General features: G+C 68.0%; 22 protein-coding genes. 9 read left to right on the top strand and 13 right to left on the bottom strand.

What is annotated here, in order from left to right:
- Positions 1–49: 49 nt before the first annotated feature.
- The 6 genes from IQ782_RS23850 to IQ782_RS23875 all read left to right on the top strand — a co-directional run bounded on the left by IQ782_RS23850 (position 50) and on the right by IQ782_RS23875 (position 5,126).
- Positions 50–1,228 carry an aspartate aminotransferase family protein gene (locus tag IQ782_RS23850; protein WP_194137177.1) on the top strand — a complete coding sequence of 393 codons (1,179 nt, stop codon included), beginning with the start codon at positions 50–52 and terminating at the stop codon, positions 1,226–1,228.
- Positions 1,229–1,318: 90 nt separating this feature from the next.
- Entirely contained in the window at positions 1,319–2,245 is a 927-nt protein-coding gene (gene argF / locus IQ782_RS23855) for an ornithine carbamoyltransferase (RefSeq protein WP_194137178.1), read from the top strand.
- 228 nt (positions 2,246–2,473) lie between these two features.
- Entirely contained in the window at positions 2,474–3,874 is a 1,401-nt protein-coding gene (gene gndA, locus IQ782_RS23860) for an NADP-dependent phosphogluconate dehydrogenase (RefSeq protein WP_194137179.1), read from the top strand.
- 135 nt (positions 3,875–4,009) lie between these two features.
- The gene (locus tag IQ782_RS23865; RefSeq protein ID WP_194137180.1) at positions 4,010–4,171 is read left to right on the top strand and encodes a hypothetical protein; all 162 of its coding nucleotides are present in this window, start codon (positions 4,010–4,012) and stop codon (positions 4,169–4,171) included.
- An 82-nt stretch (positions 4,172–4,253) separates the two neighbouring features.
- A complete protein-coding gene (locus tag IQ782_RS23870; RefSeq protein WP_194137181.1) occupies positions 4,254–4,661 on the top strand; it encodes a hypothetical protein in 408 nt (135 codons plus the stop codon).
- A 135-nt stretch (positions 4,662–4,796) separates the two neighbouring features.
- Positions 4,797–5,126, top strand: coding sequence for a GYD domain-containing protein (locus tag IQ782_RS23875; RefSeq protein WP_194137182.1), 330 nt, complete (start codon positions 4,797–4,799; stop codon positions 5,124–5,126).
- Between the two features lie 48 nt (positions 5,127–5,174).
- Here IQ782_RS23875 and IQ782_RS23880 read toward each other — a convergent pair whose 3' ends face one another.
- The 11 genes from IQ782_RS23880 to IQ782_RS23930 form a co-directional block, all read right to left on the bottom strand.
- Positions 5,175–6,590: an FAD-binding oxidoreductase gene (locus tag IQ782_RS23880; RefSeq protein WP_194137183.1), complete on the bottom strand. Its 1,416-nt coding sequence runs from the start codon at positions 6,588–6,590 to the stop codon at positions 5,175–5,177.
- Positions 6,568–7,578 (bottom strand): hypothetical protein, encoded by a 1,011-nt coding sequence (locus IQ782_RS23885; protein WP_194137184.1) that lies wholly within the window; start codon positions 7,576–7,578, stop codon positions 6,568–6,570. Before IQ782_RS23885 ends, IQ782_RS23880 begins: the two co-directional genes overlap by 23 nt.
- Before the next feature lie 13 nt (positions 7,579–7,591).
- Complete coding sequence (locus IQ782_RS23890; protein ID WP_194137185.1) at positions 7,592–8,833, bottom strand: NAD(P)/FAD-dependent oxidoreductase; 1,242 nt, start codon at positions 8,831–8,833, stop codon at positions 7,592–7,594.
- A gap of 71 nt (positions 8,834–8,904) precedes the next feature.
- Positions 8,905–9,429 (bottom strand): DinB family protein, encoded by a 525-nt coding sequence (locus IQ782_RS23895; protein ID WP_194137186.1) that lies wholly within the window; start codon positions 9,427–9,429, stop codon positions 8,905–8,907.
- Between the two features lie 186 nt (positions 9,430–9,615).
- Positions 9,616–10,761, bottom strand: coding sequence for an iron-containing alcohol dehydrogenase (locus IQ782_RS23900; protein ID WP_194137187.1), 1,146 nt, complete (start codon positions 10,759–10,761; stop codon positions 9,616–9,618).
- Positions 10,758–12,137 (bottom strand): aldehyde dehydrogenase family protein, encoded by a 1,380-nt coding sequence (locus IQ782_RS23905; protein ID WP_194137188.1) that lies wholly within the window; start codon positions 12,135–12,137, stop codon positions 10,758–10,760. The genes IQ782_RS23900 and IQ782_RS23905 overlap by 4 nt, the downstream gene beginning before the upstream one ends.
- A 22-nt stretch (positions 12,138–12,159) precedes the next feature.
- On the bottom strand, positions 12,160–13,521 hold the full coding sequence (locus IQ782_RS23910) for a glutamine synthetase family protein (RefSeq protein ID WP_194137189.1): 1,362 nt from the start codon (positions 13,519–13,521) through the stop codon (positions 12,160–12,162).
- A 127-nt stretch (positions 13,522–13,648) separates the two neighbouring features.
- On the bottom strand, positions 13,649–14,686 hold the full coding sequence (locus IQ782_RS23915) for a TRAP transporter substrate-binding protein (RefSeq protein WP_194137190.1): 1,038 nt from the start codon (positions 14,684–14,686) through the stop codon (positions 13,649–13,651).
- A 56-nt stretch (positions 14,687–14,742) separates the two neighbouring features.
- A complete protein-coding gene (locus tag IQ782_RS23920) occupies positions 14,743–16,068 on the bottom strand; it encodes a TRAP transporter large permease (protein WP_194137191.1) in 1,326 nt (441 codons plus the stop codon).
- The gene (locus IQ782_RS23925) at positions 16,068–16,664 is read right to left on the bottom strand and encodes a TRAP transporter small permease subunit (RefSeq protein WP_194137192.1); all 597 of its coding nucleotides are present in this window, start codon (positions 16,662–16,664) and stop codon (positions 16,068–16,070) included. Before IQ782_RS23925 ends, IQ782_RS23920 begins: the two co-directional genes overlap by 1 nt.
- Positions 16,657–17,430, bottom strand: coding sequence for an N-formylglutamate amidohydrolase (locus IQ782_RS23930; RefSeq protein ID WP_194137193.1), 774 nt, complete (start codon positions 17,428–17,430; stop codon positions 16,657–16,659). Before IQ782_RS23930 ends, IQ782_RS23925 begins: the two co-directional genes overlap by 8 nt.
- 145 nt (positions 17,431–17,575) lie before the next feature.
- Here IQ782_RS23930 and IQ782_RS23935 point away from each other — a divergent pair, with 145 nt between their 5' ends.
- Positions 17,576–18,448: a MurR/RpiR family transcriptional regulator gene (locus IQ782_RS23935; RefSeq protein WP_338092642.1), complete on the top strand. Its 873-nt coding sequence runs from the start codon at positions 17,576–17,578 to the stop codon at positions 18,446–18,448.
- 196 nt (positions 18,449–18,644) lie between these two features.
- Here IQ782_RS23935 and kce read toward each other — a convergent pair whose 3' ends face one another.
- A complete protein-coding gene (kce, locus tag IQ782_RS23940; protein WP_194137194.1) occupies positions 18,645–19,574 on the bottom strand; it encodes a 3,5-dioxohexanoate:acetyl-CoA acetone transferase in 930 nt (309 codons plus the stop codon).
- Positions 19,575–19,848: 274 nt separating this feature from the next.
- Here kce and IQ782_RS23945 point away from each other — a divergent pair, with 274 nt between their 5' ends.
- Together IQ782_RS23945 and IQ782_RS23950 are read left to right on the top strand one after the other, a co-directional pair.
- A complete protein-coding gene (locus tag IQ782_RS23945) occupies positions 19,849–20,589 on the top strand; it encodes a GntR family transcriptional regulator (protein ID WP_194137195.1) in 741 nt (246 codons plus the stop codon).
- A complete protein-coding gene (locus IQ782_RS23950) occupies positions 20,586–21,353 on the top strand; it encodes an SDR family oxidoreductase (RefSeq protein WP_194137196.1) in 768 nt (255 codons plus the stop codon). Before IQ782_RS23945 ends, IQ782_RS23950 begins: the two co-directional genes overlap by 4 nt.
- A 13-nt stretch (positions 21,354–21,366) precedes the next feature.
- Here the strand turns inward: IQ782_RS23950 and IQ782_RS23955 are convergent, their stop codons facing one another.
- Positions 21,367–22,026, bottom strand: coding sequence for a class I SAM-dependent methyltransferase (locus tag IQ782_RS23955; protein ID WP_240989529.1), 660 nt, complete (start codon positions 22,024–22,026; stop codon positions 21,367–21,369).
- Positions 22,027–22,084 lie beyond the last annotated feature (58 nt).

Here is a 22,084-nt window from a genome sequence, read left to right on the forward strand (position 1 = left end):
GGCCCCATGCCCTTGGCACCAATCGGGCCTCATTGCAGAGGAAGCCTCCATGATCCCCTCCGTCCTGCCGACCTATTCGCGCGCCCCGCTTCATTTCGTGAAGGGGGAAGGCTGCTGGCTGATCGAAGAGGACGGCCGCCGATTTCTCGACCTCGGCAGCGGCATCGCGGTGAACGCGCTCGGCCATGCGCATCCGGCGCTGGTGGCGGCGCTGACCGAGCAGGCACAGAACCTCTGGCACGTCTCGAACCTCTACGAGATCCCGCAGCAGCAGGCGCTGGCCGACAAGCTGGTCGGTGCCACCTTCGCCGACACGGTGTTCTTCACCAATTCCGGCACAGAGGCCTGCGAGCTCGCGGTGAAGATGGCGCGCAAGTACTGGTACGAGAAAGGCCAGCCCGAGAAGACCGACATCATCGCCTTCACCGGCTCGTTCCACGGCCGCTCCTCGGCGGGCATCGCCGCGGCGGGCTCCGAGAAGATGGTCAAGGGTTTCGGGCCGATCCTGCCCGGCTTCAAGCATCTGCCCTTCGGTGACATGGATGCGATCGAGGCGGCCATCGACGAGCACACCGGCGCCATCCTGATCGAGCCGATCCAGGGCGAGGGCGGCATCCGCCCGCTGCCCGACGACCACCTCAAGGCGCTGCGCAAGCTTTGCGACGACAAGCACATCCTGCTGATCCTTGACGAGGTGCAATGTGGCATGGGCCGCACCGGGCGCCTCTTCGCGCATGAGTTCGCGGGCATCGCCCCCGACATCATGATGGTTGCCAAGGGCATCGGCGGCGGCTTCCCGCTCGGCGCGGTGCTGGCCACCGAGGAGGCCGCCTCGGGCATGACCGTCGGCACCCACGGCTCGACCTATGGCGGCAACCCGCTCGGCTGCGCCGTTGGCGGCGCGGTGATGGATGTGCTGACCGGCGAGGGTTTCCTCGAGGAGGTGAGCCGCAAGGCCGGCGCGCTGCGCCAGAAGCTCGAGGGCCTCGTTGCGGCGCATCCGGACATCTTCGAGGAGGTGCGCGGCACCGGGCTGATGATCGGCCTCAAGACCAAGGTCGCCCCGGCCGATTTCGTCAAGGCCGGCTACGCGCAACTGGTGATCACCGTGCCCGCGGCGGACAATGTCGTGCGGCTCCTGCCGCCGCTGACCATCACCGAGGAGGAGATCGCCGAGGCGGTCGCGCGCCTCGACGCCACGGCCGCCGCGCTGGAGGCCGCCGCCTGAGTTTCTTCTAGGCAAAAATATCCCGGGGGAGCCCGCCGCAGGCGGGCGGGGGCAGCGCCCCCACCCCGGCCCAACAAAAAAGACCGACAGATGAACCATTTTCTCGACATCCACAAAACCGACCCGGCAGAGCTGCGGGCGATCATCGACAGCGCCAAGGCGATCAAGGACCGCCGCAACGGCCGACCCAAGGCCATGCCCGACGATGACACCCCGCTCGATGGACGCATGGTTGCGCTGATCTTCGAGAAGCCCTCGACCCGGACCCGCGTGTCCTTCGACGTCGGCGTGCGGCAGATGGGCGGGCAGACCATGGTGCTCTCGGGCAGCGACATGCAGCTTGGCCACGGCGAGACCATCGCCGACACCGCGCGGGTGCTGTCGCGCTTCGTCGACATGATCATGATCCGCACCTTCGACGAGGCGGTGCTGACCGAGATGGCGGAATTCGCCACCGTGCCGGTGATCAACGGTCTGACCGACCGCACGCACCCGTGCCAGATCATGGCGGACATCCTCACCTTCGAGGAGCACCGCGGCCCGATCAAGGGCAAGAAGGTGGTCTGGTGCGGCGACGGCAACAATGTCTGCGCGTCCTTCCTGCATGCCGCCGGGCGCTTCGGCTTCGACCTGACCTTCACCGGCCCGGTGCAGCTCGACCCCGAGATGGAGTTTGTCGGCCTGGCACGCAACGAGGGCGCCAGCATCACCATCGAGCGCGACCCCTACAAGGCGGTCGAGGGCGCGGATCTCATCGTCGCCGACACCTGGGTGTCGATGCATGACGCGCAATCCGCCAAGGAGCGCCGCCACAACATGCTGCGTCCCTACCAGGTGAACGAGGCGCTGATGGAGGCCGCGGGCAAGGACGCGCTCTTCATGCACTGCCTGCCGGCGCACCGCGGCGAGGAGGTGACCTCGGAGGTGATGGACGGGCCGCAGTCGGTGATCTGGGACGAGGCAGAGAACCGCCTGCACGCGCAGAAGGCGATCATGCGCTGGTGCCTCGACACCTGATACCCGGTCGGGGAGGGGGCGCTGCCCCCGCCCGCCTGGCGGCGGACTCCCCCGGCATATTTGGAAAGAGAAGAAGCCGGGCGGCAGCGTCCGGCTTTTGTCGTTTCGGTCGAGCCGCACCGGATGCGCGAGCGCCGCACGGCGCTTGTGCGCGGCAGGGAGGGCGACACAGGCTTGCCTCTCGCGATGTTATCGCTACCTTCCGCGGCACACCCACAGGAGGCTTCCATGGCAGACCCGCAGATCGGCATTTACGGATTGGGCACGATGGGGGCCGCGCTGGCGCTCAACATGGCCGACAACGGCATCGAGATCGCGGTCTCGAACCGCAGCGCGGGGCCGATTGCGGAGTTCATGACGCGCGCCGAACCTTTCGCGGACCACGTCACCGCGGTGGACACCCTGGAGGCGCTGATCGAGACGCTGCCGGTGCCGCGGCTGCTGCTGGCGATGATCCCCTCGACGGCACCGATGGACGGGTTCCTCGATCAGGTGATCCCGCTTTTGGCGGAGGGTGACACGGTCATCGACGCGGGCAACGCCGATTTCCACTCCACCCGCGCCCGCAGCGCGCGGCTGGCCGAGCATGGGCTGCACTTCGTCGGGCTCGGCGTCTCGGGCGGCGAGGAGGGGGCGCGGCACGGCCCGTCGATGATGTTCGGCGGCTCGGAGGAAAGCTGGTCCGGGCTCGAGCCGATCCTGTCGAAGATCGCCGCCACGTTCGAGGGCGCGCCCTGCGCCGACCGCATGGGGCCGGACGGGGCCGGGCATTTCGTCAAGACGGTGCACAACGGCATCGAATATGCCGACATGCAGATGATCGCCGAGGTCTACGACCTGCTGCGCCACGGCGCGGGGCTTTCGCCCGCCGAGATCGGCGCGCAGTTCGCGCGCTGGAACGACGGCCCGCTGGAAAGCTACCTCTTCGAGATCACCGGAAAGGTGCTCTCCTACGACGACCCGCTCGGCGCGGGGCCGATGGTCGATGCCATCCTCGACAGGGCCGGGCAGAAGGGCACCGGCCGCTGGACCGCGATCGAGGCGGTCAAGCTGGGCCAGTCCGCGACGATGATCGAGGGCGCCGTGGCCGCGCGCGCGTGGTCGGCCGAGAAGGCGCTGCGCGAGGTGGCGGGGGCGGCGCTCGGCGCGGACCGGGCGGCCCTTGCGCCGGACATGGGAGAGCTGGAAGCGGCGCTGCTGGCGGCGCGCATCCTGGAATACGCGCAGGGCTTCCGCATCCTCGATGCGGCCTCGGCCGAATACGGCTGGCAGCTCGACTTCGCCCGCATCGCCGAGATCTGGCGCGCTGGCTGCATCATCCGCGCGCGGCTGCTCGACGACATCTCGGCCGCCTTCCGCGATGGCCCGCCCGAGCGGCAGCTTTTCCTTGCGCCGCGCTTCGCGCCGGTGCTGGAGCGCGGCATTCCGGCGCTGCGGCAGCTGGTGTCCGAGGGTATCGCGGCGGGCTACCCGCTGCCGGTGCTCGCCTCGGCGCTGGCCTTCTGGGACACGCTGCGCCAGCCGCGCGGCACGGCGGCGCTGATCCAGGCGCAGCGCGATTTCTTCGGCCGCCACGGCTTTGACCGGGTCGATGGAAGGGCGGTGCACCACGGTCCCTGGTGGGGCTGAGTGGGGCAGAGTGCGGCGGAGTGCGGCGGAGAGTTGACCGAGCCGGTGTGCACACGCCCCGCGGTCTTGATTTGATCGCGGATCCCGCGCAGCATTCTGCACATCAACGGGTGCGCAGGGCGCGAGGCGGGACCGATGCTGGCGATGAAATACGAGTTTCTGGTCTGTGCGGGGCTGCTTGGTGCGCTAGTTGTGATGCTCGCCCAGCCGGAGGCGCGGGCCGACCGGGAGGCGTTCTCCTCGGCCATAGGGACCACGCGCGCCGCGGCGGCGCAGGATTTCTTCGGTCCGCGCTGAGTGCGGGCCGCTCGTGCCCTTGGCCATAACGGGGGCAAGTTCCGGGCCCATGTGAGGTGACCATTTGATCAGGAAGCAGACCATGCAATTGTCCATCCCCTCCCGGTCAGGCTCGGCGCGTGCAACGCTCTTCTGCGTGCCGCTGCTGCTGGCCGCCTGCACCGCCGCTCCTGATGCACCTGATGCTCCTGCGGCCCGCGGCGACGCCTTGGAACTGGCCATCGCCTGTCGTCACGACGCGGGGCTGGCCGTGCTGGACAGCGCCGCGCAGGCGCGCGGCGGGGCCAGCAGCAGCGACGAGTTGCAGCGGGTGATCCTGCTGCGCGATGCCGGGCGGACGATGGATGCCGCGCGCGTGTTGCGCGAGCGCAATGCCCGCGACGACGTGACGGTGCAGGACGCGGTGCATTCCGGAACGGCGGTGGAAGAGGGGCTCGAACGCATCCGCTCGGAGCGTGCGGCGCGGACCGGCAACCGCTTCTGCCGGTGAGCTGCACCGGCTGACACGCTTCCGGTCAGTGCCGGAGCGGCCGTTTGTGGTAAAACTTTGTCAGGGAGGATGCGGGCCGGACCGGCCTGCGTGGTGCAGAGGACGACCCGTGGGTCCTTCCCCGGAGGAGTCATTATGCCGACATTCATTGTGACGGGATGTTACACGGCGGCGGCCTTGAAGGGCATGATCGCCAACCCCAGTGACCGTGCCGAGGGCGCGCGCTCCGTCGTCGAGGCGGCGGGCGGCAAGATGCTGGCCTTTTACGCCACCACCGGACCGACCGACTGGATGGTGATCGCCGAGGTCGCCGATGTGCATGACCTCCTGGCCAGCATGATGGCCGTGGGGGCCTCTGGCATGGTGAGCAACGTCCAGACTGTCCGGGGCTTCTCGGCCGAGGAGCTGATGGAGATGCAGAAGCGGGCCGGCAAGGTGGCGCAGGCCTACAAGTCGCCCGCGTGACCACCCGCCGGGGCTGGGGCCGCCCCGCCGCGCGCAGCCTGCGCGACCTCAGCCCCGGATCACCGCGCCGGGGTTCATGATGCCGCCCGGATCGAGCGCCGCCTTGATCGCGCGCATCGCCGCCAGCTTGGCGGGGTCGGAATAGCGCTCGAGGTCATCGACCTTCAGCCGGCCGATGCCATGCTCGGCGCTGACCGAGCCGCCCATCTCGTGCACCAGGTCGTGAACGCAGCGTTGCACATCGCCCCGGATCGCGACGTACTCCTGCTTTTTCCGGCCCTTCGGCGGGAAGACGTTGTAGTGCAGGTTGCCGTCGCCGAGGTGGCCGAAGCAATTGACGCGAAAATCGCCAAGCCGCGCCAGGCGCGCGAGGCCGGTTTCGATGAATTCGGGCAGGGCGCTCAGCGGCAGCGAGACATCATGGCTGGCGATGGCGCCGATCGCGCGGTTGGCCTCGGGGATGCGTTCGCGGATGTCCCAGAAGGCCCGCGCCTGCGCCTCGGACTGGGCGAGCAGCCCATCGCTGACCAGACCGGCCTCCATGCCGGCGGTGAAGAGCGCCTCCAACGCCGTTTCGGGGTCCATGCCCTGCGCGAGACCGAGTTCGACAAGCACGCACCACGCGGGGGGCTCGGCGAAGGGCTGGCGCACCTCGGGCAGCGCCTCGGCGAGGAAGTCGAACCCCATGCGGCCGATCAGCTCGAAGGCGCTGACCATCTCGCCGAGCTGCTCGCGGGCGAGGGCGAGGAGGCCGAGCGCGGCGGCGGGGCTTTCGACGGCGAGCAGCGCCGTGCCGGTGGCGGCGGGCACCGGCGAGAGCTTCAGCGCGGCTGCGGTGATCACCCCCAGCGTGCCCTCGGCGCCGACCAGCAGCCCGCGCAGGTCGTAGCCGGTGTTGTCCTTTCGCAGCCGCTTCAGCCCGTGCCAGATCGTGCCGTCGGGCAGCACCGCTTCCAGCCCCAGCACCTGCTCGCGGGCATTGCCGTAGCGCAGCACGTTGACGCCGCCGGCGTTGGTCGAGAGCAGCCCGCCGATCCGCGCCGTGCCCTCGGATGCGAGCGACAGCGGAAAGAGGCGGTTGGCCTCGAGCGCGGCGGCCTGCACGTCGGCGAGCACCGCCCCGGCCTCGGCCACCAGCACGTTCTCCTCGGGGTAGACGGCGCGGATGGCCGACATGCGCTCGAGCGAGAGGATCAGCGGTGCGGGGCCTTCCGGGGCGATCTGCCCGCCGACGAGGCCGGTCCCGCCGCCATAGGGCAGCAGGCCGACGTGGGCCGCGTTGCAGGCGCGGACGATGGCCGAGACCTCCTCGACGGTGCGCGGCAGCGCCACCCAGCCCGAGATTCCCTGCCAGCGGCCGCGCGGTTCTTCGAGGTAGCGCGGTTCGGCGCGGCGCAGCGTGCCCTCGGGCAGGGTTCGGTTCAGGGTCTCGGCGAAGGTGTCATCGGCGGGAGTGAGGGGCATTGCGGTCTCCGTTGTCTGTGCCCGTGATAGCGCAGGTGCCGGTGAAGCCAAGTCCTGCGGCGCGGGTTGCGAAGCGGCGGTAGATCGGGGTCATCACCAGCGGCGTCAGGAACATGGGCACCTGGTAGCATCCGATGAAGAGCAGCAGCGGGTCGGTCACCTGCGCCGGCAGGGCAACGAGGAAGATCCCGATGTTGCGGTTCCCGGCGATGATCGCCAGCGCTTCCAGCGCGTCGCGCCTGCCGCCCCGTGCCCGCAGCCAGAGCGTCAGCACCTGCGGCCCGAGATTGGCGGCGAAGGCCAGCGCCATCCAGCCCAGCAGGGCGCCGGGGCGCTCGATCATCGCGGGGCGGATCTCCGAGGTGAGCGCCAGCACCATCACCGTCAGCAGCAGCGCCGAAGCGCCATCGAGTTGCGCCAGGGCGGCCGGGCCGGGACGCGGCAGCAGCAGCGGGCGCAGCGCGAAGGCAAGGCCGGTGGCCGCAAGGATCACCAGCAGCAGCTTGAGCGCGGCGCCGAGGATGCCCGCCGCATCGCCGAGCGCGGGCAGCAGGGCGAAGACCGGCAGCGTGGTGGCGGGCAGGATCAGCATCCCGAGGATCAGCATCCGAAGCGCCGGACCGGGCTCGCCGCCGACCATGAGCGTGAGATTGGGGCTGCTGGCCAGCGGCGCCCCCGCCATCAGCAGGATGAGCGCGAGGGCAACCGGGCTGCCCAGCAGACCGCAGGCCGCGGCCAGGCCGACCAGCGCCAGCGGGCAGGCCAGCTGGAAGACCAGCAGCGCGCCGAGCGTTCCGCGCAGGTGGTGGATTGCACCGAGCGCCGCGCGCGGGCCGATGCGCAGCGCGGCGGCAAAGAGCATGAGCGCCACCAGCTCCTGAAGCCAGGGGCGGACGATCTGCGCCCCCTCCGGCACGGCGATGCCGAAGGCGAGGCCGATGAGCATGAGCCATCTGGCGTTGCGGGCGAAGAAGGGCAGCGGGGACATCACCTTTGCGCGGTCACGCGAAGCGGCGCGGCGAGAAGGGGGTCGCGTCGATGTTCGGGCTGCGGTCCGAGATCATCTGCGCCAGCAGGCGCCCGGTCTTCGGCCCGGCGGTGAGGCCGATGTGATCATGGCCGAAGCCGACGTAGGCTCCCTTGAGCGCGGGAGCCGCCCCGATCACCGGCAGCGAGTCGGCGACCGACGGGCGGTGACCCATCCATTCCACCTCGCGCGCCCATGTCAGTTCCGGCATGGCGGCGCGGATGGCCCGGCGCAGCAGCGCGAAGGGCGCGGCCGAGGGCGGCGCCTCGAGACCGCCGAACTCGACGATCCCGGCAAGGCGCAGCCGGCCCTCCATCGGGGTGGCGACGAATTTCTGGGCGGCGAACATCACCGGGGCCTTGGGCATGACCGACGGCTCCCAGAGCTCCAGATGGTAGCCGCGCTCCGATTCCAGCGGAACCTTCAGACCGAGTCGCGTCGCCAGCGGGCCGGACCAGACCCCGGTGGCCAGCACCGCGGCGTCGCAGGGCAGGGTGTCGCCGCCAATCCGGAGGCCGGTGAGCACCCCGTGCTCCTCGACGAAATCCGTCACCTCGCCGATCACCAGCTTTGCGCCGAGGCTCTGGGCATGGGCGGCAAGGTCCTTCACGTAGTGCCCCGGATCGGCGATGCGGCCATGACCCGGCTGGCGCACGCCGAGCGCGAGGGCGGGGCTCATCGCCGGGTCGTAGGCCTGGAAGGCACCGTGCTCGAGCACCTCGTGTTGGAAACCGAGATCGCTGCGGGTGCGCCAGCCGAAGGCATCCGCCTCGAAAGCGGCGCGATCGGCGTAGGCGAAGACGTAATCCGAGGGGACGATCCACTTTTCCGCCGGGGTGCCCCCGGCCAGTGCGAGGTGGTCGGCCAGGCTGTCACCGATCAGCGGCGCGATGGCGCGGGCGCGTGCCAGCGTGTCGGCGGCATTGGCATGGGACATGTAGCGCCTCAGCCAGGGCAGCAGCGTCGGCAGGTAGGACCAGCGCAGGAAGAGCGGCTGATCGGGATCGAGCAGCATCTTGGGCACCTTCTTCCACAGCCCCGGCCCGGTGACCGGCAGCACCGCCGCCGACGCCAGCACGCCGCCATTGCCGTGACTGGTTCCCTCTGCCGGGCCCTTGCGGTCGATCAGCACCACCGAGTGGCCTTCGCGCAGAAGCTCGATCGCCGTGCTCACCCCCACGATCCCCGCGCCGATCACCGCCACAGTCTTCGTCATCTGTCGTTCCCCGTCCGTATGTCGGCGCCATAAGGCGACGTCGGGGCAGCATGTGCAAGGGGGCTCGGCGGCTACCGCGGGAACCAGGCCACGGCCGAGGGAACGCGGCCATGGTCGAGATAGAAATCGTCGAGCTGCGGCGGGGCGTATCCCGCCTCCTGCAACTGGACGTGGGCCTGTCCCCGGTGATGGATCTGGTGCTGGAAAAGATGCAGGAGCAACGGCTCGACCTTCTCGTGCACGGGGCCGGAAGGGCGCTGCGTGAGCCTCTCCTCGTGCAGCATGGCGGGCGTGAGCGACTCGCAGAAGGCCAGCAGAAGCAGGTCGCTCTCGGCCTGCAGCCTGGCCAGCGCGGCGGGGTCGTCCACCCGCGCGCGGTTGCGCAGCGACAGGCCCAGCCCACCGCGCCTGAGCGCGTCGATGTAGTAGAGATCGACCAGCAGGATATGGTTCATCGTCAGGCTGAGCGATGGGAAGAAGCCGGGGCGCGGGTCGGTGAACTCTTCCTCGGACAGCGCGGCGAGAACGGTGTAGAGCGTCTCGTTGGCCCAGGCATTGTTGCGGGCCATGAGGGTGAAGGGCGTGGGCGCGTGCATGGGCAGGTCCTCCGGGGGCGTGCCAGCAGTTTAGCGCAAGAGCGGGGGGCGGCGAAGAAGAGCTTGGGGCGAGCCGGGCGAGCGCCAGCCCGCGCGGACGGGCAGGCTGCGCCAAGTGAAAACGACATGCGAAAACAAGCAGGGCCGGAGCTTTCGCCCCGGCCCGCATCGCTCAAGCCGAGCGGCTCACATTGCGGCGCGGAACAGCGCCTCGAGGTTCTGCTCGGTCAGCTCGACGGGGTTGCCGCCGCAGGAGGGGTCCTTGATCGCGCCCTTGACCAGCTCGGGGATCGACTCCTCGGTGACGCCGAGCGCCTTGAGGCCCTTGGGCACGCCGAGGCTGTCGTTGAAGGCGTCCACGAAGGCGCAGAAGCCGTCGAAGCCGCCCTCGATGCCCAGATAGCCCGCCGCCTTGTCGAAGCGCTCGCGGATCGCGTCGGCGTTGAACTTCAGCACCGCGGGCATGCAGACGGCGTTGGTGGTGCCGTGGTGGGTGCCGAAGACCGCGCCGATGGGGTGGCTCATCGCATGGATCGCGCCGAGGCCCTTCTGGAAGGCGGTGGCCCCCATGGCGGCGGCGCTCATCATCTGCGCGCGCGCCTCGAGGTCGGTGCCGTCGGCATAGGCGCGGGGCAGGTACTCGATCACCAGCCGCATGCCTTCCAACGCGATGCCCTGCGACATGGGATGGTAGAAGGGCGAGGAGAAGGCCTCGACGCAGTGGGCAAAGGCGTCGAGCCCGGTGCCCGCGGTGATCGCCTTGGGCATGCCGACGGTCAGCTCGGGGTCGCAGATGACCACGGCGGGCAGCATCTTGGGATGGAAGATGATCTTCTTCTCGTGGGTCTCGGAATTGGTCAGCACGCCGGCGCGGCCGACCTCGGATCCGGTGCCCGCAGTGGTCGGCACGGCGACGATGGGGGCGATGGCCGAGGCGTCGGCGCGGGTCCACCAGTCGCCGATGTCCTCGAAGTCCCAGACCGGCCGCGTCTGCCCGGCCATGAAGGCCACGCATTTGCCGAGGTCGAGACCGGAGCCGCCGCCGAAGGCGATCACCCCGTCATAGCCACCGGCGCGGTAGGCCTCGACACCCGCGGCGAGGTTGCGCTCGTTGGGGTTCGGGTCAACGTCGGCGAAGAGACCGCAGGCGAGCCCGGCCTTCTCGAGGATGGCGATGGTGCTCTCGGTGATCGGCAGGGTGGCAAGGCCGCGGTCGGTGACCAGCAGCGGCTTGCTGATGCCGGCCTGCGCGCAGGCGGCGGGCAGTTCCGCGATGCGGCCCGCGCCGAACTTGATGGCGGTGGGGTAGGACCAGTTGGCGGTCAGGCTCATTTCGTCACCTTCTTGAGATGGTAGGATTTGGGGCGTGTCAGGTTGTGGTAGCCGATGACCGACAGGCCGCCGCCGCGCCCGGTCTGCTTGCAGCCGGTCCAGCACAGGCCCGGATCGAGGTAGTCGGCGCGGTTCATGAACACGGTGCCGGTCTCGATGGCATCGCCGACCTTCTGCGCCCGTTCGACGTTCTGCGTCCAGAGCGAGGCGGTGAGGCCGAAGGGGCTGTCGTTCATCAGGGCAATGGCCTCGGCGTCATCCTTCACCTTCATGATGCCGACGACCGGGCCGAAGCTCTCGTCGCGCATGACGCGCATGTCGTGGGTCACATTGGTCAGGATCTGCGGGGTCAGGTAGGCCGCGCCGTCATCCTCGGGGAAGGTGTCGATATGGGCCTTGGCTCCCATTTCAAGCGCCTCGGCGATCTGCGCGCGGACCTCTTCGGCGAAGCGCACGTTGGCCATCGGGCCGATGGTGGTCGCTTCGTCCAGCGGGTTGCCGAGCTTGTAGCCCTTCACCACGGCAACGGCCTTCTCCACGAAGGCGTCGTAGAGGCTCTCGTGGACGTAGATGCGCTCGATGCCGCAGCAGCACTGGCCGGAGTTGAACATGGCGCCGTCGATCAGCGTGTCGACCGCCGCATCGACATCCGCATCCTCCATCACATAGCCCGGATCCTTGCCGCCAAGCTCGAGCCCGAGCCCGGTGAAGGTGCCCGCCGCGGCGCGCTCGATGGCCTTGCCGCCGCCGACAGAGCCGGTGAAGTTGACGAAGTTGAAGGCGCCCTCGGCGATCAGGGCCGAGGTGGTGTCATGGTCGAGGTAGAGGTTCTGGAACACCGCCTCGGGCACGCCGGCCTTGTGGAAGGCATTGGCAAGCCGCTCGCCCACGGGCAGCGTCTGCGTCGCGCCCTTCAGCACCACGGTGTTGCCGGCGATCAGCGCCGGGGCCACGGTGTTGATCGCGGTCATGTAGGGGTAGTTCCACGGCGAGACCACGAAGACCACGCCGTGCGGCACGCGCTTGATGTAGCGCTTGAAGCTGGCGTCCTCGCCGACCTCGATGTCCGCCAGCGCGCCCTCGGCGATCTCGGCCATGTAGGAGGCACGCTCGTTGAAGCCGCGGAACTCGCCGCCGTAGCGCACCGGGCGGCCCATCATCTGCGCCAGCTCGGGCACGATCGCCTCGTTCTGCGCGCCGATCTCGGCGACGCCCTTCATGACGAGGTCGATGCGTTCGGCGAGCGGGCGGGCGGCCCAGTCGGCCTGAGCTGCGCGGGCGCTCTGCACCGCGGCACGGGCCATGTCGAGGGGCAGCGTCTCGCGCGTGGCGAAGACCGAACCGTCGATGGGGGAAATGTTGTTCAGGGTGGTCATTTTGGGTTCCTCAAGGGGCTCCTCAGGCGCGCTCGAAACCGCGCGCCAGCTCGTAGTCGGTGACCGCGCGGTCGAAGTCGGCCTGCTCGACGCGGGCGGCATGGGCGTAATGCTCCATCACCTTGTCGCCGAGCGCGGCGTGCAGCATCTTCGATCCGGCAAAGGTCTCGATCGCGGCGCGCAGGGTGCTCGGCACGTCAGGCACGTGATCCATACCATAGATGTCGCCCTTGGCGGGCTCGGGCAGCTCGAGCTTCTCCTCGATCCCGGCGAGGCCCGCGGCCAGCTGCGCGGCGCAGGCGAGGTAGGGGTTCATGTCCGAGCCGGGGATGCGGCACTCGATGCGCACGCCCTTGGTGTCCTCGCCGACGAGGCGGAAGCCCGCGGTGCGGTTGTCGACCGACCAGGCGGTCTTGGTCGGCGCGAAGGTGCCGGGGACGAAACGCTTGTAGCTGTTGACGTAGGGGGCCAGCAGCAGCGTGACGTCGGGGGCGTATTTCAGCAGGCCCGCCACGTAGTGCTTCATCGTCTGCGACATGCAGTGCGCGCCATCCTTGTCGTAGAAGGCGTTCTCGGAGCCGCGGAACAGCGACTGGTGGATATGCGCGGCGCTGCCGACCTTGTCCGCGTGCCACTTGGCCATGAAGGTCGCGCCGTGGCCCTGCTGGTGGGCGATCTCCTTGACCGCGTGCTTGGAGATCGCGTGGTGATCGGCGCAGGTCAGCGCATCGGCGTAGCGGATGTTCAGCTCTTCCTGACCGTGCTCGGCCTCGCCCTTGGTGCATTCCACCGGCACGCCCATGGCGTAGAGGTGGTTGCGCACGGGGCGCATCACGTATTCCTCGCGGCTGGTCATCTGGATCGAGTAATCCTGATTGTAGGGCGAGAGGGTTTCCAGATCGCGCCAGCCGCTGTGGCGGATCTCGTCGTAGGAGCGGGCGTAGAGGAAGAACTCCAGCTCGGTCGCCATCATCGGCGTCAGGCCCATGGCCTCGGCGCGGGCGATCTGCTTTTGCAGGATCTGGCGCGGCGATTCCGCCACGGGGTGGCCGTGGTGGTCGAGCACGTCGCAGAGGATCATCGCGGTGCCCTCGAGCCAGGGGACGGGGCGCAGCGTCGCGAGGTCGGGCTTCATCACGTAGTCGCCATAGCCCGACGCCCAGCTGGTCGAGGCGAAGCCCTCGGGCGTGCTCATGACCACGTCGGTGGCCAGCAGGTAGTTGCAGCAATGGGTCTCCACGATCGCGTGGTCGAGGAAGTTGGAGACATGGAAACGTTTGCCCTGCAGACGACCCTGCATGTCCACGATGCACACGAGGACTGTGTCGATCTCGCCGGCGCGTGCGGCGTTTTTCAGGTCGTCTAGGGTCAGGGGGGCGGTCATTCCGCGTGCTCCTTGCTGGGCTTGTCCGTGTCACCGCGCGCGGGCGCGGAGATTTGATCAAATTATTCCACGGGATCGGCCCCCGCAATAGCTCTGCGGGGGCCAAATGTCGCTGCGGCGGAGCGCCTTAGAAGTTGTAGGGCGGGCCGGCCTGGTTGATGACGCCGTTGTACTCCTCGAAGACCGAGACCACCTTGGCGTGGACCTCGCTCTCCTCGGCGATCTCCTTCCAGAACGCCTTGGCGGCGTTCTCGACCTCGGCCCATTCTTCGGGCGGCACCGAGCGCAGCTGCAGCTTGTCGCCGGTGGCGCGCAGCTTGGCTTCGCCGCCCCAGTACCACTGGTTGCGGTAGGTGTCGGCGGCCTTGATCCCGGCCATCACCAGCGTCTTGAGGTGCTCGGGCAGGTCGGCCCAACGCTGCTGGTTGACGAAGATCGAGCCGATCCAGGCGCCCGAGATGTTGTTGGTCAGGAAGTAGTCGGTGACGTTGGCCCAGCCCACCGTGTAATCCTCGGTGATGCCCGACCAGGCCATGCCGTCAAGCTCGCCGGTCTGCACCGCGACCTCGGCATCCTCGTAGGGGATGTTCACCGGCACCACGCCGAACTGCGCGAGGAAGCGCCCGGCGGTGGGGAAGGTGTAGAGCTTCAGCCCGTCGAGATCGGCAAGGCTGGTGATCTCCTTCTTGGTGTTGAAGTTGCACGGGTCCTGGCCGGCGGCCGAGAGCCAGGTCACGCCGACCTTCTCGTATTCCGCGCGCCAGATGTCGGCGAGCCCGTATTGCTGGAACAGCACCGGAACGTCGAGGATGTGCTTGGTGGCGAAGGGGAAGTAGCCGCCGAAGACTCGCATCGGAGTGGGCGAGGCCATCGAGTCGTCATCCGAGTGCACGGCGTCGATGGTGCCGCGCTGGAGCGCCTGGAACAGCTCGCCGGTGGGCACGATCTGGTCGGCGTAGTAGAGCTCGATCTCCAGCTCGCCCTGGGCGGCGGTGTTGATGTAGTCGACGATCGGCTTGGTCACCTGTTCGCCGAGGGCGGCACCCGCGTAGGTCTGGAAGCGCCATTTGATCGGCTCTTGCGCGCGGCCGATGGAGGGCGCCGCGAGCGCAGCCGGAGCGGCCAGAGCGGCACCGCTCAGGATCTTGCGTCGTGTCAGTGTCATCTTGTCTCTCCTGTTGCGTGGTTGGGTTTGCGCCCCTCTTTGCGGGGGTCTCGTTGTTAATTGTTGTAGACGAGGTTGGGCAGCCAAAGGGCCAGCCCGGGGAAAATCATGATGATCGCCAGCACCACGGTCATCACCGCGACGAAGGGAATGATCGAGGTGTAGATGTCGCGCAGCCCGATCTGCGGCGGCGCCATGGCGCGCATCAGGAAGAGGTTATAGCCGAAGGGCGGCGTCATATAGGCGATCTGGCAGGTGATCGTGTAGAGCACACCGTACCACACCAGGTCGAAGCCCAGATGACCGACCAGCGGCACGTAGAGCGGCGCCACGATGACCAGCATCGCCGTATCGTCGAGGAAGGTGCCCATGACGATGAAGCTCAGCTGCATCAGCACGAGGATCATCCACGGCGAGAGGCCGAGTTTCTCGGTGAACAGCTCCTCGATGGCGCTGACCGCGCCGAGCCCGTCGAAGACCGCGCCGAAGGCGAGGGCGGCAAGGATGATCCACATAAACATGCAGGACACGCCGAGCGTGTTGCGGACCGAGTTCTCGAAGACCTCGCGGGTCATCCGGCCCTTGAGTACCGCCGCGACGAAGGCGGCGACGGCGCCGATCGCCGAGCTTTCCACCAGCGAGGTCCAGCCGCGCACGAAGGGCACCATCATCACGAAGAAGATCACCAGCGGCAGCAGCCCGGCGCGCAGCAGGCGCAGCTTCTCGGCCATGGCGATGTCGCGGTCGGCCTTGGGCAGGATCGGGCCGAGCTCGGGGTTCAGCTTGCAGCGGATGACGATGTACACGATGAAGGCCGCCGCCATGAGCAGGCCGGGGATCACCCCGGCGAGCCAGAGCTGGCCCACCGGCTGGCGGGCGATCATCGCGTAAAGCACCAGCACCACCGAGGGTGGCACGAGGATGCCAAGGCTTGAACCCGCCTGGATCACCCCGGTCACCATGCGCTTGTCGTAGCCGCGTTTCAGCAGCTCGGGCAGGGCGATGGTGGCGCCGATGGCCATGCCCGCCACCGACAGGCCGTTCATCGCCGAGATCAGCACCATCAGCCCGATGGTGCCCACGGCGAGGCCACCTGAAAGCCCGCCCATCCAGACGTGGAACATCTTGTAGAGATCGTCGGCGATCTTCGATTCCGACAGCACGTAGCCCATGAAGATGAACATCGGCAGGGTCAGCAGCGGGTACCATTTCATCAGCTTGATCGAGGCGGCAAAGCCCAGATCGAAGCCGCCCCGGTCACCCCAGAGGCAGAGCGCGGCCACGACAGCGACGAATCCAATGGCGCCGAACACGCGCTGCCCGGTCAGCAGAAGGCCCAGCATGCCCGAGAACATGACGATTGCGATCAGGTCTTGCGACATCAGAGGTCCTCTCCGCGGATGCGGGCGATGTCGCGGAAAAACTCGGCGACGCATTGCAAAATCATCAGCGTGACGCCGAAGCACAGGATGACCTTCACCGGCCAGACGTAGGGGCGCCAGGCGCTCGGGCTGCGCTCGAGATGGCCCAGGTGCTCGGCGGCGGCGCTGGGTCCGCCGGTGACGAAGGCCCAGATGAGCTCGCCGAAGAACTTGAAGGGCTCGGTGCCGAAATAGCCGAAGCTGTAGGCGGTCGAGCTGATCGCCCCCCAGAGCAGCACGCCGAGGTAGAACAGCAGGAACCAGATGGTGATGACATCGACGATGGCGCGGCGGCGCGGCGACCAGTCGCCGTAGAAGAAGTCCATCCGCACATTCGAGCCCATCTGGATCGAATAGGGACCGCCCAGAACGTAATAGGCGACCATGATGAACTGCGCGGTTTCCAGCGTCCAGAGAGTTGGCGTGAAGAAGGTCTTCGACACCGACGACCAGATCAGCACGCCGATCAACGCGAAGAGCAGGTACATGGCGAACCGCCCGATGGCGCGATTCATCCGGTCGATGATCCGCACGTAACAGATCATGGCCTCAGGCATTGTCCGTCTCCGTCAGTCCCAGACCCGCCAGCGCAGGGCGCAGCAGGGTCAGCAGTTCCCCGGCGATCATCTCGATCCCGGTCTCATCGGCGAGCAGGTCGTTGCGCACCTCGATCATCACGTTCGGCAGGTTGTTGGTGATGCCGTGCAGCTTCAGCGAATGGGTCACACCATCCGCGGGGCCGTAGGGATCGTTGCGCGCGATGCGGCGGCCGGGCAGGCGGCGCGCCTCGTCCAGCATGCGGTCGGCCAGCCGCGTGTCGTCGTCGTGCAGGATGCCGATCTCGACCGCGCGCGGTGCGCCGAACCAGCTGGGCGTGAAGCTGTGCACGGTGATCAGGGCAAACGGCGTGCCCAGCGTCTTCCGCGCCGCGATGGTCTCGGTCACCGCTGTGCAGAAGGGAGCGTAGATGTCGCGTGTGCGCTGGGCGCGTTCGGCCTCTGACAGGGCGATATTTCCCGGCACATCAACGCTTTCTGTTTTGACAGGCATCGCCGAGGCAGCCTCTGGCGGGCGGTTCAGGTCGTAGACGAGGCGCGAGACCGTCCCGGCCACCAGCGGCGCATCGAGAGCCGCGGAAAGCCGCTCGGCAAGCGCCAGTGCGCCGGGATCCCAGACGGCGTGGCTCTGCCGATCCGTCTCATGCAGACCAAGCCCGTGGTAGCGCGCGGGAATGGCATTCGAGGCATGTTCGCACAGCACCAGCGCGGGGCCGCGGCCCCCGGCTCTGCGCAGTTTGAATGCGGTGGTGTCTTCTTCCGACACGTCTGTCCCCCTGTCTTTGGAAAAACCTTTCCACGCGCTCGATAGTGCGTCAATAATTTTTCAGAACGATTTTGGGTCGAGGGGACCGGGCGCCAAGTGCCGTCGATTTCTGCCCAATTTTTGAACCCGGCAAGAAGGGGAGCCCGTGGAAACCAGCCCGACCGGCACCGTGCGCCAGCTCATCCGCGAGCATTACGCGCAGCTGACGAACTCCGAGCGCAAGTTCGCGCAGGCGCTGCTCGACGATTACCCCGGTGCGGGGATCGCCTCGATCACCGCCGCCGCGGCGAATGCCGGAGTGTCGACGCCGACCGTCGCGCGGATGGTGCAGAAGCTTGGGTTCAAGGGCTATCCGGCCTTCCACGCGGCGCTGCTATCGGAGCTGCAGGCCAAGGTATCCGGCCCCGAGGCGCGGCGCGCGGTCTGGGCCTCGGAGGCGCCGGAGTCGCACCTGCTGAACCGCTTCGCCGAGGCGGTGACGCAGAATTTGCGGCAGACCTTTACCAATATCGACGCAGGCCAGTTCGACGCGGCGGCCAAGCGGCTCGCCTCGACCGAGGGGCGGCTCTACGTGGTCGGCGGGCGGATCACCCGCTCTCTTGCTGAATATGCCTTCACCCATTTCCAGGCGATCCGGGCGCGGGTCACCCATCTGACGTCCTCCTCTGCGACATGGCCGCACTACGTGCTGGACATGGAGGAGGGCGACACGCTGCTGATCTTCGACATCCGCCGCTACGAGGACAACCTGCAGCGGTTGGCCGAGATCGCGGCGGGGCGGGGGATGCACGTGATCCTGATCACCGACCAGTGGTCGAGCCCGATCACCAGCGTCGCCGAACATGCCTTCAATTGCTGGGTCGAGATCCCCTCGGCCTGGGATTCCAACATCTCGACGCTGTCACTGGTCGAGGCCCTGGTCGCCGCTGCGCAGGAGGAACGCTGGCCGGACGCGCGCGAACGCTTCGAGCGGCTGGACGCGCTGTTCGAGCTGACGCGGCTGTTCAGGAAGCCCTGAGGCGCAAGGGGTGCAACGAGAGCCGGGCGAGCGCCAGCCCGCCGGGACGGACCGGCGCTCGCACGGCGGCTTCGCCTTGATTCCGGGCGGATCAGCCCCCCGCCGCCATCAAAAAGAAGCCCCCGGCGCCATGAGGGGGCAACGGGGGCCAGTCTGGGAGCATTCTCTCCCGAGGGGATTTCGTGCGGGGCGGGGCCTAGAAGCCGACCGCGTCCGCGCCCTTGGTGTCCAGGATCTCGCGGGCCTCGTCGGGTGTGGCCAGCTCCAGCCCCAGTCCCTCGATGATCTGCCGCGCCTTGGTGACCTGCTCGGCGTTGCTGCGTGCCAGCTGGCCGGGTCCGGCCCAGAGCGAATCCTCGAGCCCGACGCGCACGTGCCCGCCCATCGCGGCGGCCATGGCGGCGATCGGCAGCTGGTTCTTGCCCGCGCCAAGCACCGACCACCGGTATTGGTCGCCGAACAGGCGATCGGCGGTGCGCTTCATGTGCATGACGTCGTCGGGATGCGCGCCGATCCCGCCCATCAGACCGAACACGGTCTGGATGAACAGAGGACCCTTCACCAGCCCCTGATCGAGGAAGTACTTGAGGTTGTAGAGATGCGCCGTGTCGTAGCACTCGAACTCGAAGCGCGTGCCGAGCGCGCCGAGCGTGGTGACGATATGCTCGATCTGGCCGAAGCTGTTGTTGAAGATGATGTCCTTGTTGCCGACGTAGTCGCGCTCCCATTGGTGCGTGAGGTTCGGGAACCGTTGCAGCATCGGGAAGAGGCCGAAGTTCATGGACCCCATGTTGAGCGAGGCGATCTCGGGCCGATGGGACTGCGCCGGGCGGATGCGTTGCTCGATGGTCATCGTCGGCGCGCCGCCGGTGGTGATGTTCACCACGACGTTCGAGGCCTGCTTGATCACCTTCAGGAAGGGCGAGAAGGCCTCGGGCGTCTGATCCGGGCGCCCGTCCTCGGGGTTGCGGGCGTGCAGGTGCACCACGGCGGCCCCGGCCTCGGCCGCGCCGATGGCGGCCTCGGCAATTTCCGAGGCGCTCACCGGCAGGTATTCGGACATCGAGGGGGTGTGGATCGCGCCGGTCACGGCGCAGGTGATGATCACCTTGCGGGTCTTTGCCATTCTGAGGCTCCGGGTCAGGTTCAGGTCAGACCAGTACGGCCGGGCAAGGGGAACGACGGAACTCTGTGGGTGCGGGCATCATCGCGGTCCTCCTCCGGCTCATGCAAAATGGAACTGGTCCATGAGATCACACCAGATTCTGGTGACCCGCGTCCCCGTGGCACAGTTTCCTCCCTTGCCGCGGGATCACGGTTGCGGTCTTGCCCGTTCTGGTGTGATCTGAGATCACAGTTGCAGAAGGGCTCGGAAAGAGTCAACGGGGAGAAGTGAAGATATGGGCAGAAATTACGGCGCGTCACGCGACGCGCGACCGAAGACCCTTTCGGAGCAGGTACACGAGACACTGAGCGAGATGCTGCTTTCGGGGCAGCTCAGGCCGCATGACCGCATTTCCCTGCGCGACCTGGCCGAGAAGCTGGGCGTGTCGATGATGCCGGTGCGCGAGGCGGTGAGTCGGCTGGCGGCGGGCGGGGCACTGTTGGTCGAGCCGAAGCGGGCGGTGCAGGTGCCGCTGATGAGCGCCGAGGAGTTTTCCGATCTGACCGAGATGCGGGTGCTGACAGAGGCGCAGGCCGCGCGGCTCGCGGCGGCGCGCGCCACGCCGGAGGAGATCGAGGGGATCCTGGCGCTGGCAGAGCGCTACGAGGCGATCCTCGACACCGCCAACGGCAGCCCCGAGGCAGTGGCGGCGAACAAGGAGCTGCATTTCGCGCTCTATCGGGCCGCGGGCTCGCAGATGCTGATGGACGTGATCACCATGCTCTGGCTGAAGGCCGGGCCGATCATCAATTACGACATCGGGGCGCGCGCCGCGGTGGCGCAGGAAGAAGAGGTGAGCCGCTCGCGCGGGCACCACTCGCGAGCCCACCACCGCCAGCTCTGCGCGGCACTGCGCGCGCATGATCCCGAGGCGGCGGCGCGGGCGGTGACAGAAGACATCCGTGTCGCCGCGGACCTCATCCTCGCCTATGGCGCGGAACAGATGGAAGACAGCCGGAGGAGAATTCTGCCATGAATCTGGGACTTGAGGGCGCACGGGTGATCGTCACCGCGGGCGCGCAGGGCATCGGACGGGCCATCGTCGATGCCTTTCTTGCAGAGGGCGCGCGGGTGGCCACCTGCGACATCGACTCGTCCGCGCTGTCGGATCTGCCGGCGGAGGTCTGGCAGCGGCGCTGCGACGTCGCCGATGCGGCGCAGATCGAGGCTTTCATGCAGGCGGCCATCGACGAGCTGGGCGGGCTCGACGTGCTGGTCAACAACGCCGGGATCGCCGGACCGACCAGCCCGGTCGAGGAGGTGGACCCGGCTGATTGGGAGCGCTGCCTGTCGATCTGCCTGACCTCGCAGTTTCACTGCGTGCGTCACGCGGTGCCTGCGTTGCGGCAGAGCGGCAACGCCTCGATCGTCAACCTGTCGTCCATGGCGGGGCGGGTGGGCTTTGCCCTGCGTACGCCCTACGCGGCGGCGAAATGGGGGGTGATCGGCTTCACCAAGTCGTTGTCCATCGAACTGGGCAAGGACGGGATCCGTGCCAACGCCATCCTGCCGGGCATCGTCGCGGGGGAGCGCCAGCGACGGGTGCTCGAGGCCAAGGCGCAACGCCTCGGAAAGAGCTTCGAGGAGGTCGAGGCGGCGGCGTTTTCCTACACCTCGCTCAAGGAGTATGTTTCGCCCGAGCAGATCGCCGACCAGATCCTGTTCCTCGCCAGCCCGCGCGGACGGACGGTCTCGGGGCAGGCGATCTCGATCTGCGGCGACGGCCAGATGCTGGCTTGACGCGGCGGCCGGCTCAGCCTCCGGGCCGGGCCGGATCGTTCGCGGCGGCCGGCGCATCGCTGCGCTCGAGCACGAGCAGCGTCATCATGCCGACCGGCGGCAGGGCGCGACGCTCGACCAGTTTCAGCCCCGGCGTGTCCAGCACCACCGAGATGTCGAAATCCGAGTGCCAGCCGATGCGGTCGGCGAATTTCGCGGTACGCCGCGAGATATGCGCGAGCGGTCCCTGCTTGCGGGCGAAATGGTTCGACATGACGAGTTGCCCGCCGGGTTTCAGCACGCGGACCATCTCGCGCATCACCTTTTCCGGCTCGGGGACCACCGAGATCATGTGCATCGCCACGATCCGGTCGAAACTGGCGTCCTCGAAGTCGAGGGCGCGGGCATCCATGCGCAGCAGTGCTTCGATATGCGGCAGGTCCATCCGCGCGGCGCGGCGCTTGGCCTGCGCCAGCATTTCGGCGCTGTAGTCCACGCCGGTGACCTTCATGTGCCGCGGCAGCAGCGGCAGCGACAGTCCGGTGCCCACCCCCACTTCCAGCACCCGCATGCCTTCCGGGCCGGTCACCCGCTTCGCGGCGGCGCGCCGCGCGGCCTGGGTGATGGCTCCGAAGGTCTGGTCGTATATGGGAGCCCAGCGGGCGTAAACGGTTGTTGCTGCGTGTGGATCCAAGATGCCCTCCCTGCGTCGGCACGCCGCAAAGGCGGGTGCTTCCGGCGTCAACATGGAC

Origin of the sequence: Salipiger mangrovisoli (genome assembly GCF_015223355.1) — a bacterium.
In the GTDB taxonomy this organism is placed as follows: Bacteria; Pseudomonadota; Alphaproteobacteria; order Rhodobacterales; family Rhodobacteraceae; genus Salipiger; species Salipiger mangrovisoli.